Annotated in this window: 11 protein-coding genes; 9 read left to right on the top strand and 2 right to left on the bottom strand. The window is 48.4% G+C overall.

Annotation, left to right across the window (positions count from 1 at the left end; genetic code table 11):
* Positions 1–306 precede the first annotated feature (306 nt).
* From AC5JBY_RS14910 to AC5JBY_RS14950, 9 genes are all read left to right on the top strand, one after another.
* The gene (locus tag AC5JBY_RS14910) at positions 307–3,456 is read left to right on the top strand and encodes a SusC/RagA family TonB-linked outer membrane protein (RefSeq protein WP_495905403.1); all 3,150 of its coding nucleotides are present in this window, start codon (positions 307–309) and stop codon (positions 3,454–3,456) included.
* Between the two features lie 18 nt (positions 3,457–3,474).
* On the top strand, positions 3,475–5,028 hold the full coding sequence (locus AC5JBY_RS14915) for a SusD/RagB family nutrient-binding outer membrane lipoprotein (protein ID WP_495905404.1): 1,554 nt from the start codon (positions 3,475–3,477) through the stop codon (positions 5,026–5,028).
* Positions 5,029–5,189: 161 nt separating this feature from the next.
* Positions 5,190–6,827, top strand: a complete 1,638-nt coding sequence (locus AC5JBY_RS14920) for an alpha-L-fucosidase (protein WP_495905405.1) — start codon at positions 5,190–5,192, stop codon at positions 6,825–6,827.
* A complete protein-coding gene (locus AC5JBY_RS14925) occupies positions 6,815–8,947 on the top strand; it encodes a glycoside hydrolase family 20 protein (RefSeq protein ID WP_495905406.1) in 2,133 nt (710 codons plus the stop codon). The genes AC5JBY_RS14920 and AC5JBY_RS14925 overlap by 13 nt, the downstream gene beginning before the upstream one ends.
* Positions 8,948–8,956: 9 nt before the next feature.
* Positions 8,957–10,270 carry a gluconate:H+ symporter gene (locus AC5JBY_RS14930; protein WP_495905407.1) on the top strand — a complete coding sequence of 438 codons (1,314 nt, stop codon included), beginning with the start codon at positions 8,957–8,959 and terminating at the stop codon, positions 10,268–10,270.
* Positions 10,271–10,281: 11 nt separating this feature from the next.
* A complete protein-coding gene (locus tag AC5JBY_RS14935; protein ID WP_495905408.1) occupies positions 10,282–10,761 on the top strand; it encodes a RidA family protein in 480 nt (159 codons plus the stop codon).
* A 16-nt stretch (positions 10,762–10,777) separates the two neighbouring features.
* The gene (locus tag AC5JBY_RS14940; protein ID WP_495905409.1) at positions 10,778–11,887 is read left to right on the top strand and encodes a D-TA family PLP-dependent enzyme; all 1,110 of its coding nucleotides are present in this window, start codon (positions 10,778–10,780) and stop codon (positions 11,885–11,887) included.
* Positions 11,888–11,969: 82 nt separating this feature from the next.
* Positions 11,970–13,037, top strand: a complete 1,068-nt coding sequence (locus AC5JBY_RS14945; protein WP_495905410.1) for a dipeptidase — start codon at positions 11,970–11,972, stop codon at positions 13,035–13,037.
* 149 nt (positions 13,038–13,186) lie between these two features.
* On the top strand, positions 13,187–13,744 hold the full coding sequence (locus AC5JBY_RS14950) for an RNA polymerase sigma-70 factor (RefSeq protein ID WP_495905411.1): 558 nt from the start codon (positions 13,187–13,189) through the stop codon (positions 13,742–13,744).
* 75 nt (positions 13,745–13,819) lie between these two features.
* On the opposite strand, the gene AC5JBY_RS14955 is transcribed toward AC5JBY_RS14950, so the two are convergent.
* Both AC5JBY_RS14955 and AC5JBY_RS14960 read right to left on the bottom strand, forming a co-directional pair.
* A complete protein-coding gene (locus AC5JBY_RS14955; RefSeq protein WP_495905412.1) occupies positions 13,820–15,694 on the bottom strand; it encodes a RagB/SusD family nutrient uptake outer membrane protein in 1,875 nt (624 codons plus the stop codon).
* A gap of 27 nt (positions 15,695–15,721) precedes the next feature.
* Positions 15,722–19,117: a TonB-dependent receptor gene (locus tag AC5JBY_RS14960; protein WP_495905413.1), complete on the bottom strand. Its 3,396-nt coding sequence runs from the start codon at positions 19,115–19,117 to the stop codon at positions 15,722–15,724.
* Between the last annotated feature and the right edge of the window lie 5 nt (positions 19,118–19,122).

Consider the following 19,122-nt stretch of genomic DNA (forward strand, 5'->3'; position numbering starts at 1 on the left):
TGATTTGCAAACTTATCGTACAGATGTTACCCTGAGCTTGTCGAAGGGTGCCGAAGAATAGACGCTCTTCAGGAGCGGATCATTCGAAACACCATTGAAGACGGCCCTTTTGGTCTTTCAGACCTTCCGGCTAAACTTGCAATTTTTGCAATTATACAACATTTAGCCGGTTAATTTCACGCCTTAAATTAGCAATATTTGCAAATTTGTGCAATAAATTCTGCGTATTATTTGCAGTATTTGTAAAATTTGCATTAGGTTTGGTTGGACTTTGCAAATTTTTAATGCTCTCCACAACTAATGCGTATGAAGAAAATTCCATCAACTAAACTGCTGCTCTTGTGTGGCATCCTGCACCTCGCCGTCGCTTTTGCCGGCTACGGACAGGCTGCCAACGAACCAGTGCCCCTGACTGGTACTGTAAAAAGCGGTAACGACCCCGTGCCGGGCGCTACCATCACCCTGGCCACCAACAAAAGAGTGGTCACCACAACCGATAATACGGGTTATTTCTCCCTCCGCATTCCTGCAGCCAACAGGCAAGGCAACATAGAACTGGTCGTCAGCTCTATCGGATTTGCCACCCGCACCTTTGCCGTTTCGGCCGGGCAAACCTCTATGGAAATTCAACTACAAAAAGACTCGGGCGCAACGATGGCTGATGTAGTAGTAACTGCCCTGGGTATCCGCAAGTCAAGAAAATCGGTCACCTATGCTATGACAGAAGTGAGCGGCAGTGAATTTACCCAGGCTCGCGAAAACAACGTAGCCAACGCACTTACGGGTAAGATCGCAGGTGTAAATGCTACGGGCCTTTCTACGGGACCCGGTGGTTCCAGCCGCGTAGTCATCAGGGGCAATGGTTCCCTCACCGGCAATAGCCAGCCACTCTATGTGATCAATGGTATGCCTATCGATAACAGTACGCCCGGGGGCGCACCACTGCCAAACGGTTTGGGCCTTAAACAAAGTACCGATCGTGGCGATGGCATTGGAGCCATCAACCCCGACGATATCGAGTCGATCAGCGTATTGAAAGGAGGAGCCGCAGCGGCCTTGTACGGTTCACGCGGCGCCAACGGTGTTATTCTTATTACCACTAAAAAGGGTAGGGCACAAAAAGGCATTGGCGTAGAATACAATGGCACCTTCACCATGGAAAACGTGGCAGTGTTCCCCGATTTCCAATACGAATATGGACAAGGAGATGGCGGCGTTAAACCCACCACACTGGCCCAGGCACAAGCCACTGGCCGGCGCTCCTTCGGATCGAAGATCGATGGCTCCACAGATTATATGGCCGCCGATGGTAAGAACCATCCCTACACTGCACAGAAAGACAACCTGAAAAACTTCTATCAAACAGGTACTACGTTTACGAACACGGTAGCCCTTTCAGGAGGTAATGAAAATGTTGTATACCGCCTTTCTTTATCCGATCTTAACGCAAAGAGCATTCTGCCCACCAATACCTACAACCGTAAAACGGTCAACCTGAACATTTCTGCCAAGCTCAGCGAAAAACTAAGAGCAGAAGCAGTGGTACAATACAACCTCGAAAAAGGAAACAACAGGCCAATTGCGGGCGATGCCCTCGGCAATCCCAACTGGACACCCTATGAAGTGGCCAACACAGTGGATGCACGTTGGTTGAGCCCCGGCTATGATGCCAACGGAAATGAAATAGTATGGAATGATGCAGGTATCGTAACCAACAGCTACTTCGTTATCAATAAATTCAAGCAAACTGATACGAAGAATCGTTTCATCGGACAGGCAGCTATTTCTTACGACATCCTTAAGAACCTGACCCTGAAAGGAACAGTGACCCGCGACTTTTACAATTACAACTTCACCAGCATCATGCCCACAGGCACACAATACGTGCCACAAGGTCAGTACGATGGTATTAAATCTGATGCGTCAGAGACGAACAGTATGCTCACGGGCACTTACAAAACGTCTGTTGCCAATGAACAATTGGGCATCACGGTGCTGGCAGGCGCCAACACCCGTCGTTTCAAGCTGGATGAGTTCACTTTCTTTGGACAGGGTTTCACAACACCTTATTTCTATAGCTTCTCCAACCTGTCTACTTCATCAGCTACGCCAGCAGCGAGCGATATAAAGACGAATTCGATCTTCGGTTCAGTTGATCTGGATTATAAAGGACTGTTGTTCTTAACCGCATCAGGCCGACAGGATTGGTTCTCTACCCTGAGCCCTGCCAACAACAGCATCTTCTACCCAAGCGTGGGTACCAGCTTCATTCTATCAGATGTGGTGAACATGCCTTCCTTCTTCGATCAGGTAAAGCTGCGTGCTTCCTGGGCGCAGGTAGGTGGCGGAGGTCCGGATCCCTATACGATCAACCTGGCCTATGCCAGCGTACCCAGCGCGAGTTCAGTGCCCCTGCAAAATGTAAGTTCTGCATCTATTACGAATGCTAACCTGAAACCCTTTACCTCTACGACGATAGAAGCGGGTTTCAATACACAGCTCTTTGGTGGTCGCCTGGCAGTAGACTTTGCGGTATATGATCGTAAATCTTCCGACGACATTGTGAGCGTACCGATCTCGACAGCATCCGGCTACACGAACGCTATCCTCAACTCGGGCGAGTTGAGCAATAAAGGAATAGAGTTGTTGATCGATGCCACACCCATAAAACAAAAAGACTTCAGCTGGAACACGAGCTTCAACTTTGCTTACAACAAAAGCGAAGTACTGAAACTGGCAGACGGCATCAGCACATTCTCTCTCGGTAACTCGGCCAACGGAAACGCCTTTATCAATAACCAGGTCGGCAGCACCTACGGCGCCATCTATGGCTTCCGCATGCTGCGCGATGCATCAGGCACGGTTATATACGATCCCAATTCCAATCTGCCGGTACAAACCAATATCAACCAGGAACTGGGTAAAGGCGTACCGCCGATTACAGCAGGCATCACCAATACCTTCCGCTACAAGAACTTTTCACTCGATGTATTGGTCGATGGAAAATTCGGCAACAGCATCTTTTCTGTAATGGAAGTATATGCCACCCGCTTAGGATTGATGAAATCTACATTACCCGGTCGTGAGAACGGATTACAGCTGGAAGGTGTAACACAAGCCGGTGCTAAATACACGTACACGGTGCCCGTAGCCAACCTGCGCGCTGCCTGGTACAATAACCTCAACAGGTACACAGAGCTGTTTGTACATGATGCGAGCTTCGTAAAACTCCGCCAGGTGATCATCTCGTACCGCCTGCCCAACAACTTCCTGAAAGGATTGGGCGTGCAGTCCGCCAACGTGTCACTGGTAGGCCGCAACCTGCTGATCCTGTACAAGAAAACAGACAACTTCGATCCCGAACAAAGCTTGACGAACGGCGCAGCACAAGGTATAGAGTCCATCGGCTTGCCCCGCACACGCTCTTACGGATTGAACCTTGTTCTTAAATTCTAATCACTAAAAGAAATTGTGATGAAACAGACAATAACAAAATATAAATATACCGGCCTGCTGTCGCTGGCACTTTGCACTACGCTGTTGCAGTCCTGCGACAAGGATTTCGAAGAGATAAACACGAACCCCAACGCGGTTTCGGTACCCACGCCCCAATACCTTTTCAGCAAAGCCCTATATGATGGCGCGGCCTATAGCGGCAATACGGGTAAGCTCTTGTTTGGAGCCATGCAGTATACTACCAGCTACAACGATGTGGAAGGTTTTGGTTCAAAATACGTGGCTTCACAGGTAAACAGAACGTCGGAGTTTTTCACCTTGGCCTATCCTGCTCAGATCAACGAGATCGGTGAAGTGATCAAGGCGGTGAAAGATGATCCCACCAAAGTAAATATGTATGCGGTAGCGCGTATTTGGAAGGCATACTGCTTCAGCCGGCTTACCGATTTATATGGCGATATTCCCTATTCACAAGCGGCCCAAGGCTATAATCTGTCCCTCTTTCAGCCAAAGTACGATGCGCAAAGCACCATCTATGCCGATATGTTGAAAGAATTGGAAGAAGCAGCTGTAGCACTCAACCCTGCCAATACCACTACTTTTGGTGTTGCCGATCTCGTGTACCAGGGCAATACGGCACAATGGAAAAAACTGGCCTATTCATTAATGCTGCGCCTGGGCATGCGGCTCACGAAAGTAGACGCAGCGGCAGCACAAAGCTGGGTTACCAAGGCCATCGCAGGCGGCGTCATCAAAGAGCATGCAGACATTGCCAAAGTAAGCTATGTCGGTTCCGGACAGGAGATCAACCGGAATCCTGTTGCCTGGCAATTACTCAAAGACAACTATCTCCGGGCCGATGGCAACAACAATACCGAAGGAGGCAAATACCAGAAAGCATTCATAGACTCGCTTAAAATAAACAACGATCCAAGGTTGAGCGTGCTGTCAGTGGTATACGTTGGTGGCGTGGCCAATTCTACAGAAGCCATCCAGAAAGGCATGGCCTCCAACATCAATGGAACCAAGCCGGCTGATTTTGTTACCTATTCAGAGCCCAAACAAACTACGGTACTGAAAATAGATGCGCCCCTGTTGCTGTTTACGGCAGCAGAATCCAACTTCCTGTTGGCCGAAGCAGCATTGAGGAACTGGTACACAGCAGAGGCGGCGACCGCTCTTTATGAAAAAGGGATTCGGTTGGCTATGCAACAGTGGGACCTGATCAGCGGCACTACCGGAACAATCGATGCTGGCAGGATCAATACTTATGTTGCTGCCCATGCATTGCGCACCAGCGCATCACAGGCAGTACAGCTGGAGCAGATATACAACCAGTTTTGGGTAGGCATCTTCCCCGATGCACAGGAAGTATACAACAACTACAGAAGAACAGGATATCCCGCATTGGTGCCCAATAATTATCCGGGCAACGCTACAGGTGGCAGAATATTCCGCCGTTGCCTGTATCCCGTATTGGAACAAACACTTAATAGAGCATCCTACACAGAAGCAATTGGAAGACAGGGCGCTGATGACCTGATGACGAGAGTGTGGTGGGATAAACAATAACAATCGTTTTTTGCATGCATCAGAGATTTTAAGTGAGAGAGGGCATGTCTATGCCCTCTAATTTTTACACTTTTCGAAGCAAAAGGAATTGCCCGGCCCTTCAGGGCCGGGATAAAAGATCAACATATTTCCTTTGGGCTTTAGCCCAATTAAATATTCACATGAAAAAACATCTTTGGCTAATACTGATATTCGTTCTCGGAAGCACCTTGCTTTCCGCCCAGGATGTTGTCAATGACGATGAATCCAGCAGCTACAACCTCAACAAACCCGAACGGGAAGAATGGCTGCGCAATACCAACAATGGCATGTTCATCCACTTCAGCGTAGATGCCCCCCTCGGCATTGTGATCAGCCATTCACTGGTAGGCGCCTCCGATGATTTTGTCAACCGCTACTTTAATGAGCTGCCAAAGACCTTCAACCCATCCCGTTTCGATCCCGATGAAATAGCCACCCTGGCAAAGCTGGCAGGCATGAAGTACATCATGTTCACCACAAAGCACCACTCGGGATTTTGCATGTGGGATACGAAGACAACAGACTTCAACATCATGAACACCCCTTACCACAAAGACCTGCTAAAGGAATTTGTGGAGGCCACTCGAAGAGCGGGCCTCCAGGTAGGGTTTTACTTTTCACCGGAAGATTTCAATTTCCTGTACAGAAATCATTTGCCCATTAGCCGCGATAATGTGGTGATGAACGAGCAAGTGAAGAAAACATTCACGGAGTTTACACGCCGCCAGTGCGAAGAACTAATGACCAACTATGGGAAGATCGACCTCTTGTTCATAGATGGCGAACCCAAAGAAGTAGTAAAAGAAGCCTGCTGGAAACTGCAGCCCGATATTTTGATCACTCGGGGAGCACTCAAAACACCGGAGCAGATGCTGCCCGGTGTTACTATCACAGATCCCTGGTTGTCCTGCATCACGATGGGCACGGCCTGGCAATACCAGCCCACCAATGACCGCTATAAAACAGGCACACAATTGATAGAGTTGCTGATCGAAGCAAGAAGCAAAGGAGGTTCATTGTTACTGAATATAGGCCCCAAGCCCAATGGAGCTATGGCTCAGGAGCAGGAAGACCGCTTGCGCGAAATGGCAGCCTGGTATTTCGTGAACAAAGAAGCTGTAGACAGTGTGCGGCCCTGGGTCATTACCCATGAAAACAATTACTGGTTCACGCAAAGCCTTGATAAAAAAACAGTCTATGCATTGGTAACAGATGCAGCCACCTGGAAAGAGGGTGACCGCAGATCATTGGTCTTTCATTCCATTAAGAGCACACCCGCTACACAGGTAAGCGTATTGGGGCAAAACAGCCTGATACAGGAATACAGACCCGGTAAAGATGTAAGTTGTAAATTTCAGCAAACAGATACAGGATTGGTGGTGAGCGTGGTCAAAGCCCAACGCCTCTACGACGACCATCGCTGGCCCAATGCAGTGGTGATCAAACTGGAGCAGGTCGAGCCCGCCATTGAGCCGGTACAGGTGCAAACCGGGGCTGCTACAGCCATCGGGGCTACGGTAAAATTAAATGGCAAAGTGTTGCAGGGAAAAGGATCAACGACTATGAAAGCCGGCTTCTGGTACCGCGCTTACAATGGACAAACAGAAGACCTGTATGCCGGGCCCTGGATAAAAACACCACTTGCAAAACCGGCAGCAGATGGTAGCTTTACAACAACCGTAGAGAAGTTAAAGAAAGGACAAAAATACGAGTACAAAGCAGTAGTTGAATACAACAGCATTACATTCAACGGAGATGAAAAAGTATGGCAACAATGAGAATAGCCTGGATACTAATAATAGGATTGCTGCCCGTTAATCTGTTGGCACAGGAAACTGCCGACAGCACGCGGCTATCCCTTGTGCCCCAGCCGGTATCCCTGAAAAGTACAGGACAGTCCTTTGTCGTTAATGATGTTACCACCATCTATTACCAACAGGAAATACTGGAGGCAACAGCCCGCCTGTTACAGGATTACCTGCAGGCTGCCGGTGGTCAGGTGCCCAAAGTGAACGCAAAACAGCCTGCCACCAATTACATCTCCCTGCAAATAGATTCAGCAACTATACCACAACAGGAAGGCTATAAATTACAAATTAGCAAAGATCATATACAACTGATCGCCCACGATGTAGCCGGTATCATCTACGGCATACAAACCTTGCGGCAACTATGGGCCACATCGCTGGAAAACGCACTGTCCGGTTCAGGGAAAACATTATCATCCGCAGGAAAAGCATTGACCATTCCCGGCTATTCCATTACCGATTACCCACGTTTTGCTTACCGCGGTATGGCCCTTGATGTAAGCCGCCATATGTTTTCTGTCGACTTCATCAAAAAGTACATCGACTTGCTCTCCCTGTATAAATTCAATACCTTCCACTGGCACCTCACAGATGACCAGGGATGGCGCATAGAGATCAAAAAGTACCCACGGCTGCAATCAGTAGCCGCATGGCGAAAGCAGACATTGATAGGACATAAGAAAGAAACACCCCATCGGTTTGATGGCAAGCGCTATGGCGGCTATTACACACAGGAAGAAATAAAAGAAGTAATCCGGTATGCCACAGCACGGGGCATTACGATCATACCGGAGATTGAAATGCCGGGCCATGCACTGGCAGCGCTGGCGGCTTATCCCGAATTAGGCTGCACCGGTGGCCCATATGCTACAGCTACTTTCTGGGGCATATTCGATGATGTATACTGTGCAGGCAACGATAGCACATTCACGTTCCTGCAAAACGTTCTCGATGAAGTGACGGAACTCTTCCCGTCACGCTACATACACATTGGCGGAGATGAATGCCTCAAAACAAAATGGCAGGCATGCCCCAAATGCCAGCAACGCATAAAGGCACTGGCGTTGAAAGACGAACACGAACTCCAATCATATTTCATACAGCGGATAGAAAAACACCTCAATAGCAAGGGACGGGCCATCATTGGATGGGATGAGATACTGGAAGGTGGGCTCGCTCCCAATGCTACGGTGATGAGCTGGCGCGGAGAAGAAGGAGGGCTGGAAGCCGCCCGGCAAAAACATGCGGTGATCATGACGCCCGAAAGTAACCTCTACTTCGATTATTACCAGTCACTCCACCACGACGAGCCGGTGGCCGCAGGAAATTATACGCCACTCAGTAAAGTGTACAGTTACCAGCCCGCCGCTACCTTACCCGATAGTTTATTGCCTTATATAAAAGGGGTAGAAGGACAGGCCTGGAGCGAATACTATACCAGCGATAGCCAGGCCACCTACATGATCTTTCCCCGTGCATTGGCCCTTGCGGAAGTAGCCTGGACACCTGCAGTCCTGCGCAACTACGACCAGTTCCTGAATCGCTTGCGTTGGCAAACGATCCTGCTGTCACGGTTGAAAGTAAAATATTACAATCCCTCGCGCAAAATATACGTGCCTGCAGTTACCATGCATAAAGCAAAAGGCGCGGAGGTAACCTTGAAATATGAACCCTTGCCACGCTGGAATCCCGGCAAAGAAGTGTTGGTCAACGGCATTTTCGGTCACCATCGCTACAACGATGCACAGTGGTTGGGCTTCAGCGGCGATAACCTCGAAGCAGTGATCGACCTGGGCGCATCACAAACCATCAACACAATTGGCCTGAACCTGCTCAACTACCACTGGCAGCGGATATGGGCACCGGTGGTACTGGACATAGAAGTGTCGGAAGATGGAAAGCAGTATAAGAAAGTATATACCCAAAAGAATTTCCCGGTCAACGGTATCAATAAAGTGCGGGCATCAGTCAAAGGAATGAAAGTCAGGTATGTGAAAGTGACGGGAGTCAACAAAGGCATAATCCCCGTCGGCGAATACGGTGCAGGCGGCAAAGCCCTCCTGATGATTGATGAAATAATAGTTAACTAAATAAGCCACATGTCTTTTCTCATCGTAATAGGATGCATTCTGCTACTCATCCTCCTCACTACCTGGGGACGGATGAACACCTTCCTGGCCTTCCTGCTGGTATCGGTAGTGGCGGGTATCTTATTACAGCTGCCATTGAACAAAGTAATGACGGCCGTACAAAAAGGGATGGGAGATACCTTGGGCTCATTGGTCATCATCATTGTGTTGGGAGCCATGTTGGGTAAATTAGTGGCGGAAAGCGGTGCTGCACAGCAGATAGCGGCGGTGCTCATGAAAGCCTTTGGTCCCCGTTATGTACAATGGGCATTGATGTTGACAGGTTTTATTATTGGTATTCCCCTCTATTATGGTGTTGGCTTTGTGCTCATGGTGCCCCTGATCTTCTCGGTGGTATACGAATACAAACTACCGGCAGTATATGTAGGCTTGCCGATGCTGGCTGCATTGTCCGTTACACACGGGTTCCTGCCCCCACATCCCTCACCGGTAGCATTGGTAGGACAGCTACAGGCGAGCATGGGATTGACTTTATTGTATGGGTTCATAGTGGCCATACCTGCCATCATCATTGCGGGGCCACTGTTTTCACAGCTCCTGAAAAAAATACCCTCCGTACCTTTGCAAACTTTCCGGCCCAAACACATCGAACCATCGAGAATGCCAAGCACGGCGATCAGCTTTGTGATTGCACTGCTGCCGGTGTTTCTGTTGATGCTCACCACGGCCCTGACTTACTTTGCAGCCGATGAGCCGGCTGTAAAAGCGGCAATAGCCTTTGCGGGTGAACCGGCTGTAGTGATGCTGGTGGCATTGCTGGTGGCTACCTTTACATTGGGAACAGGTACAGGCCGGTCAGTTAAGGAAGTGATGGATATGTATGCGGATTCGGTGAAAGACATTGCCATGATCCTGCTGATCATTGCAGGTGCAGGCGCATTGAAAGAAGTACTGTCGGATAGCGGTGTAAGCAAAGACATTGCGGCAGCATTGCAAACATGGCCACTCCACCCGCTGGTGCTGGGCTGGTTGATGGCTGCCATCATACGCGTATGTGTAGGCTCGGCCACCATTGCAGGGCTCACAACGGCAGGCATCATAGCGCCATTGGTATTACAAACAAACGTCAACCCAAACCTGATGGTATTATCAGTAGGAGCGGGCAGCCTGATGTTTTCACATGTCAACGATGCTGGGTTCTGGATGTTCAAAGAATATTTTAACCTGAGCATAAAAGATACACTCAAAACCTGGTCCGTAATGGAAACCATCGTTTCTGTTGCCGGATTGATAGGCGTACTGATATTAAGTTTATGGATATAAAAAACGCTAACATGAAGAACATGACAATCAAAAGCGCAGAAGAACAATTCGCACAGTTAGGGTTAAGCTTACCTCCGGCCCCCACACCCCTCGGCGTGTACAAACCATTTTTAATTGACGGAAAGTACCTGTATATTTCAGGCCACGGACCTGTGCTCAACGATAAGAAGCTGATCATCGGCCGCATTGGTAAAGACATGGATATGGAGCAGGGAAAGGCCGCTGCACGGCAGGTTGGATTGACGATCCTGTCTACCATCCGTACCCATGTGGGTGACCTCGATAGCGTAAAACGTGTGATCAAGATATTGGGTATGGTAAATTGCACGCCCGACTTTGAACGCCACCCTTATATTATCAATGGTTGCAGTGAGCTCTTTGCCGCCATCTGGGGCGAAGAGAATGGCATCGGCGTTCGCAGCGCCGTAGGCTTCGGCTCCCTGCCCGATAACATCCCGGTGGAAATCGAAGCGATGTTTGAATTACATTGAGTATTTAAAAGCATCTATGGAAAATTCTGATTGGTACGTCATCAGCAACATCGCAGAGATCGACTCTCCCGCGCTGGTGCTGTATGAAGACAAAATAAAAGAAAACATCCGTTTGCTGAAAGAACTGTCGGGCAACGTATCCCTGCTGCGCCCGCATGTGAAGACGAATAAGATCGCGGAAGTGTGCAAACTGATGCTGGAAGAGGGCATTACGAAGTTCAAGTGCGCTACCATTGCCGAAGCAGAAATGCTGGCAATGATACAGGCGCCCGATGTCCTGCTGGCTTATCAGCCCGTTGGTCCCAAAGCACAGCGCCTGATAAAACTCATCAAAACCTATCCCGCTACCCGTGTCTCTTGTCTTATTGATAACCGCGAAGTGGTAACATCCTTATCACAGGAGGCGGTGCGCAACAACATGACCCTCGATGTGTACATCGACCTCAACGTTGGCATGAACCGCACGGGCATTCTGCCGGAAGAAGCATTGTCTTTATTTGAACTCGGACTTTCATTGCCCGGCATACATGTAGCAGGATTGCATGCCTACGATGGTCATATCAAAGAAGTGGATATGACATTGAGGCAACAGCAAAGCGATGAAGGGTTCAACAAAGTGCAGGTGCTGGCAGACAAGATACAATTGAAGTTTGGTATCACCCCTACGATCATAGCAGGCGGCTCACCCACATTCCCTACCCACGTATACCGTGCAGGCGTGGAGTGCAGTCCCGGCACCTTTGTATTCTGGGACAGAAGCTATAAAGTACAGTGCCCCGAACAACCATTCGACTATGCGGCGCTGGTCATCACACGCGTGATCTCACTGGTGGATGAACACACCATTTGTACCGACCTGGGACATAAATCGGTGGCCGCAGAAAGTCCCCAACCCCGCGTATACTTCCTGAATGCTCCGGAAGCAATACCCGTGGGCCAAAGCGAAGAACACATGATGATCAAAGTGGCCAACGCGGCCGATTACAAGATTGGCGACGTGCTTTATGCCGCGCCCATGCACATATGCCCTTCAGTAGCCCTGTACGAAAGAGGCATCGTAATCAATGACCATAAGACTGTCGGCGAATGGAAAGTAATAGCCCGCGACAGGAAAATCAGTATATAAACTAATACTGCAGCTGCACCTCCCTATCATTTTCAGCGCTTCGGGGGATGGGAGGGCGCTGCGGTTCAAGCCAACATTTACCATGTTCACAATAGACGCCCACTTAGACCTCAGCATGAATGCCCTCGAATGGAACCGCGATCTGCGGCAACCTGTCATGAACATACGCAAGCGCGAGGAAGGGCTCACGGATAAGCCCGACAGGGCGAAAGGTACGGTAGCACTCCCCGAGCTGCGCAAAGGCAATATTGGCCTGGTCGTTGCCACACAGATCGGGCGCTATGTAGCGCCGGACAATCCATTGCCCGGCTGGCATTCGCCGGAGCAGGCATGGGCGCAAACACAAGGACAACTGGCCTGGTACAAAAGCATGGAAGCTGCCGGAGAAATGGTGATGATCACAAACAAAGCGGCATTGGAGCAGCACCTGGCACTGTGGATGAACGACGAGCCCAACGAAAAGAAGCCAATCGGTTATATCCTGAGTCTTGAAGGAGCTGATTCATTGGTGACGGTGCAACACCTCGAAACAGCATACAATTATGGGTTGCGGGCGGTAGGTCCGGCCCATTATGGACCGGGCAGATACGCTAACGGCACAGATGCTACAGGCCACCTGAATGAACAGGGAAAGACACTGATCCGGGAGATGGACAGGCTAGGCATGATACTCGATGCCACCCACCTGTGCGATGATGCATTCTGGGATGCGATGGAAATATTCAAAGGACCGGTATGGGCCAGCCACAACAACTGCCGCGCACTGGTAAACCACAACCGCCAGTTCAGCGATGAAATGATCAAAACCTTGATCGATAGGGGAGCAGTGATTGGTGGCGCACTGGATGCCTGGATGATGGTGCCCAACTGGGTACGCCAACAATCCACGCCAGAAGGCACGCAATGCAACCTCGAAAAACTAATCGACCACCTCGATCACATCTGCCAGCTGGCCGGCAATTCCCTGCACATTGGCATCGGCACCGACCTCGACGGCGCTTTCGGCAAAGAACAGTGTCCCTACGACCTCGAAACCATTGCCGACCTGCAGAAGATACCCGCACTGCTTGCAAAATGTGGCTACTCCACCACCGACATAGAAAACATAATGCACGGCAACTGGCTGAGGTTCTTGCGTAAAGCCTGGTAGGCTGCTGCACACTAACCGAAATCGATTTCGAAAAAGCTGCCCCCCGCTGCAGGAGGCAATGCACAAAAAATCCCAAATTTGTTTTACATTCATGTCGTTATATCACTTTACTAACTGTTTTTAGCGGGAAAAAGTAGTCCTGTTGCATTATGGAGCATTCTAACGAATTGTTATTGTCTAAGGATGATGCGCATGCCTTTACCAAACTGTATGAGCTATACTGGGAAAAGTTGTATGTTATTGCCCGAAACCGGCTGAACGATCCTGCGCTTGCTGAAGATATAGTACACGATGTATTTTTAGCCCTGTGGAAAAACAGGAAAAATACCAAGATCAACTCCCTGGAGAATTATCTTACCACAGCCACCAAGTACCTGGTGCTCACACAAATCAAAAAGAAAGCCTACGCAGAAAAATACGTGCAGGAAGTTGGCAAGACTGCCCAGCCATCATTTGATGTAACCCTCAATGATGCCCTGCACCATAGAAGAGTATTGGAATTGGTACAAAAAGAAATAGACCTGCTCCCTGAAAAGTGCAAACTTATCTTTCAATACAGTCGTGAAGAAGGGATGAGTGCCAAAGAGATAGCAACAGTACTCGAGCTGAGTAAGAAAACGGTAGATAATCAGATCCAGAAAGCCCTGGACCGCATTCGCGGGCGGTTAAAACAGGTGCTGTCCTCCATGCTCTCACTAATATTATAGTTTTTCAAACACATATAAAAACATAAGCGCCCGGAAGTATATAACCCCGGGCGCCATGTATATTTCATAGTCAGATTACCATCCAAAGTTTTGCATCAGCTTTCCTCCACCCTTATCGATTTCGTTTTGAGGAATTGGCATTAGGTAGTGCCGGTCTAAAAATACCCGGTTTTGTATAACTACCGGCTTGTAGAACACAGCTACGCCGGCTGCCTCGCTACCTTGGTCAAGCCCGGTCGCTTGAAGTTCTGCCGTAGTAGGGCGCGCATTGAGGCCATACATCGGGCCATTGTCTACGGTGGTGGCAATCAACCAGCGGCGCACATCCCAAAAACGTTGCCCCTCAAAAGCAAATTCTATGCGCCGTTCATTCCTGATCCTTTGCCGCATTCCTTCTTTAGTATTGTCATTGGTGCCGGCAATAGGCAGTGCAGGCATCGACACCCTCGTCCTTACCTTATTGATGGCATCATACACATCTGATGTAGGAGCATCCAAATACTCATTCATCGCTTCTGCATAAATAAGATAAATATCAGCCAGGCGGATTACCGGGAAATTCCTGTTGGCATTACCACTCCCTTTGATGTTTACCCCGGGGTCAGTCCACTTTCTCCAGGTATATCCGCTTTCGCAGTTGGTACCTGTTTTGGGCCAGCCATCCGAAGCACCCCCGTTATTGCCAAAATAGGCATACTTAAGCGGTCTGCGATGGTTGGCCGAATCCCACCAGGTATAGTGGAAATTAATACTGGCATAAAAACGTGGGTCCCGGTTTCTGTACATATTGGAAACATTAGTCACCCGCCGGAACGCTTTTCCATCCCAAAGCTGCCCATTCCAGGAGCCGGTTTTTTGATACCCGGAATTGGGATCGGAAATAGGCAGCCCATTGTTCATCTCATAAGCATCTATCAGTCCCTGGAATACACTGTATTTGCCGGAACCACCTGAACCTTGAGCATCCTTGCCATTGGGTTGAAGATTCTGATCGAGGTCTCTGGTAGTGGCCAGCAACAATGGCAAAATAGTTTCCTTATACTCGCGCGAATAGAACAGCCGTGCGTAGTTGTCTATTGGATTTGAAGGGATGGGATTGTTGAGCGCATATACATTCATATCCAGCACAACTTTGGCAGCATCAGCCGCTTTCTTCCATTTTTCTTTATCATACGTTTGCGGAAACAGTTGTGTGCCGTCTGTATTTTTCACATTGGCATACATCGTATTCCCGTTAAACAGGGGGCTGGCGGCGTATAACAAGGTAATCGCTTTTAAGGCCAGCGCTGCACCGCGGGTGATGCGTCCGGTTTCCCCCGGGTTATCTACATAATCGATAGGCAAAGCCGGCGCAACCTGGTCCAGTTCTGCTGCTATATAATTTACCAGATCTTCTATGGGCTTTCTGGTATTTAATCCATCAGGGATACTGACAGCTACATCCGTTACAGTATCTCCCAAAAGCGGCACGGCGCCATAACGCCTGAATAATTCAAAATACAGCTTAGCCCTCAGAAAACGCACCTCGGCTTTATATTGAGGTATCCTTGCCTGGTAGTAATCTGCCCTGTCCTGTGGTATCGGCGTCTGATCGATATTTTTCAGGAAGATATTCGCCTTGCGTATATATTGATAAGCCGTTGTCCAGTTGCCCAATGTATTATCCGTTGGTCCCCAGGCGCCGGAGTTGAACTTTAACTCAGGAACACTTTCCCAGTGATTTTTACATTCGTCAGTGCAGGCGCCGGTGTTGGTATTGCCATAAATATCTGTGGAATTGGTATTCAGCGAAACATACATATTGGCCCAGGCCCGCTCTGCGGTAATAATGTTTTTGTAAATATCTACCTCTGTCACAATTTCTTTGGGCACCACATCAAGGTACTTTTTGCAGGATATTGCCAGCAGGCAAAAGACCAGTACCGTATAGAAAAATATATTGCGTGTCATGTTGATCTGTTTTTTGTACCTGAACAATTAAAAAGAAAAATTAAGACCTGTATTAATTACCCGTTGCTGCGGATAAGTACCCGTGCCGCTATTGGCAATTTCCGGGTCAAAAATTTTCAGTTTATCCCAGGTAACAAGGTTAATACCGTTTACGAACACCCTGATATTATTGAACCCTATTTTGGTAAGCCAGTATTTAGGAATGTTGTATCCTATTTCCACTGTTTTCAATCGCAGGTAATTGCTGGAATAGATCCAGAAGGTAGAATTCGCCTGGTTATTGGTATTGTCCTGAGAAGACAGGCGCGGATATTTATAATTACCATCCGGGTTCGACGGCACCCAATGCTTATCCTTCACCTCGGCCAGCACACCTGCAAATCTTGAAAAGGGGAAAATACCAGATCCATTCACCAATAAAGAACCGCCATAAGCACCCTGGAACAATACACTCACATCCAGGCCGCCATAATGATAAGAAAGGCTTACGCCCACAATAGAAGTAGGTTGATTCCGCTTGCCGGAAAGATAACCTGCATCGAGCGTGTTGATGATCCCATCTCCATTGATATCCTTGTATTTAATATCCCCTGGTTTGACAGTTCCAAAAACAGATTGAGCAGGACTCTTGGCGATATCTGCACTATCCCTGAATAAACCAATAGCCGTATAGCCATAGATCGATCCTATTTCCGTACCGGCCCTTGCCTGCCACTCTCTACCGGTAAAGGCTGGTTGCGCATAGTAAGCTATTTTATTCTTTACATAAGAATAGTTGACCCTTACTGCATACCCCTGTTTGCCAAATTCTTTCCGGTGTTCAAGCGACAGATCAAAACCATGTTTATTAACGGTAGCAGCATTTAAAGCCGGGGCATTGGCCAGTCCAACAGAGGCAGGGATCAGTTCAGAATATACCAGGATATTTTCCCGCCTTTCGTGGAAATATTCGGCAGTCACGTTCAGGCCACCTCTCCACAGGCCCAGGTCCAATCCGATATCCGTTTTATAACCCTTTTCCCAGGTCAGCACCAGGTTGGGAATACGCACTTCTGCAACACCACCATAACTTGTTCCATCCCGGTTTACGCCAAACTGGTAACCGCCTGCATTGGGATTCCATTGACTTAAATAAGAAAACCGTACCGGGTTACCATCACCGTCCCTGGGCAAAGTAGAAGAACCAACTATACCATACGATCCTCTTATTTTTAGCTGGTCGATAAACCCAAAAAGATCGCTCTCTTCGATGAATTTCTCCTGCGCAATATCCCAGCCTGCAGATACGGCAGGGAAAAGCCCGAACCGGTTGCCGGGAGGAAAGTTCTCTGCGCCATTATACGCCGCCGATAGCTGCAATGTGTACCGGTTATCATAGTTATACATGATACGCCCAATAATCCCCTGGTTCTTGAAAGGAAGCCCGCGAATGGCATTTTCACTGCCGCCGCCTATCGCTTCAAAAAGCGAGGACTGCGTATAAAGCGCCATGGCCTGTATGGTATGCTTTCCAATAACACGGTCATAGTTTAAATAAGCTTCCAGCGTACTCCTTCTGCTTCCGTTGGCGCCTACATTATACCCCAATGTATTGTCCCCGTTTTCGATGACCTGGTAAGTACCACTGGCAGCAAGGTTAGTCACCGTGTCAGGTATTACGCCGGGTTTTAGTCTATAAAGAAATGTCCTTCTTGATAATGGACGGCTTACATTCCGGTAATTGGTATTGTCGAACGAAAATCTCACCCGTGAGCTCAGGCCGGGAATAAAGTAGCGCATATCCCACTTGAAACCGGCAGTAGACTGGAGGTTCGTTTCAAAATTACGCTGGTATCCCGACTGAGTTAATAATGCATAAGGCGATGCAGGTCCGCTGGTGAATGCTGCCGGGCTGCCATCCGGGTTCACAGTAGAATACCACCAGGCAGGCGTTGATTTGATAGTGGCAAAAATGTCACTGGCATTGGCGCCCGGATAATTCCGGTCTCTTACAATGGCGCCCAGCCCCAGCTCCATGCTCAGGTCTTTTGAAATTTGCAGGTCGATATTCGATCGGAAATTATACTTATTGGTAATGGCCTGCATATTATAATCTTCGATCTGGTCTTCATACTTATACTGGCCGTTTTGCCTTAAGTAACCCATAGACACAAAATACTTGGCAAATTCATTACCGCCGGTCACATTGATATTCGCCTGCTGCATCAATGAATAAGGCTTTAACATCGCATCTACCCAGTCTACACTGGGATAAATGAATTCATAAGCAGGCTTACTTCTGTCACGATAATACTTAAGGACCGAATCTGTATATTGAATGGCAACCGGTAATCCATCATTCATTAAGCCTTCACGGTACATGGTAAGTCCATCATAAGAATCTGCATATTTGGGTAACCTTGTAGGACTTTGCCAGCCGTTTTGCATCGTCACACTTACCCGGGGTTTAGAAAAGTTACCCCTTCTTGTAGTAACCAATATGACCCCATTGGCGCCATTGATCCCATAAATAGCAGTAGAGCCTGCATCCTTCAGGATACTGATATCTGCAATCTCATTCGGATCGATATCACCAAAAGACCGTTGAATACCATCCACTAAAATGATCGGGCTGTTATTACCGGTGGTACTTAACCCACGGATGAAAAGATTGGACGCATCTGCGCCCGGCTCACCGCTATTTTGCACGGTAATGAGACCCGGCAGACGCCCGGCCAATGAGTTGCTCACATTCGCCACCGGGCTCTGACGCAATTCCCTGGGACCGATAGAAGCGACGGAACCAGTCAGGTATTTACGCTTTTGCGTACCATAGCCGATTACCACTACTTCTTCATTGCTTTTTGCCAGCAATTGCAGCGTTACATCGATAGGAAATCGTGTAGCAGGTGTCACGATCATTTCCTGCTGAACATAGTTTACATAACTTATTACAAGTGTAGCCCCACCGTCCGGAACAGGTATTGAAAATTTTCCGGCATTGTCGGTAACCACAGATATGGACGTTCCCTTAACACTTACAGTGGCGCCAACCAATGGCTCTCCAATGTTATCATTAACTGTACCGGTCGCCTGAATATTGACAGGTCGGGCTGTCTCCCGCGTAACCGGCTTTTGCGGCGAGGGCATTTCCCTTCTTTTGACAACTATTATCTTGTATTTTATTTCGTAGGTAAAAGGTTGGTTTTTAAAGCAATGGTCCAGCACATCCTTCAGGGGAGCCTTCATTACATTGATGCTGACAGGTAGTGCATTTTTCAGCAGTGTTTCGTCATATATAAATGAATAACCCGTTTGATCTTTGATGGTTTCAAAGATCGTCTGCAGCTGAAGCTGATTGCCTTTCAAGGTTACCATTTGCGCATTGGTATGAGCACTTACCTGTAAGGTGGCAACAAGCATGAAACAACTCAGAAGTTTCATAAATA

The sequence above is a fragment of the Paraflavitalea sp. genome (assembly GCF_059502485.1).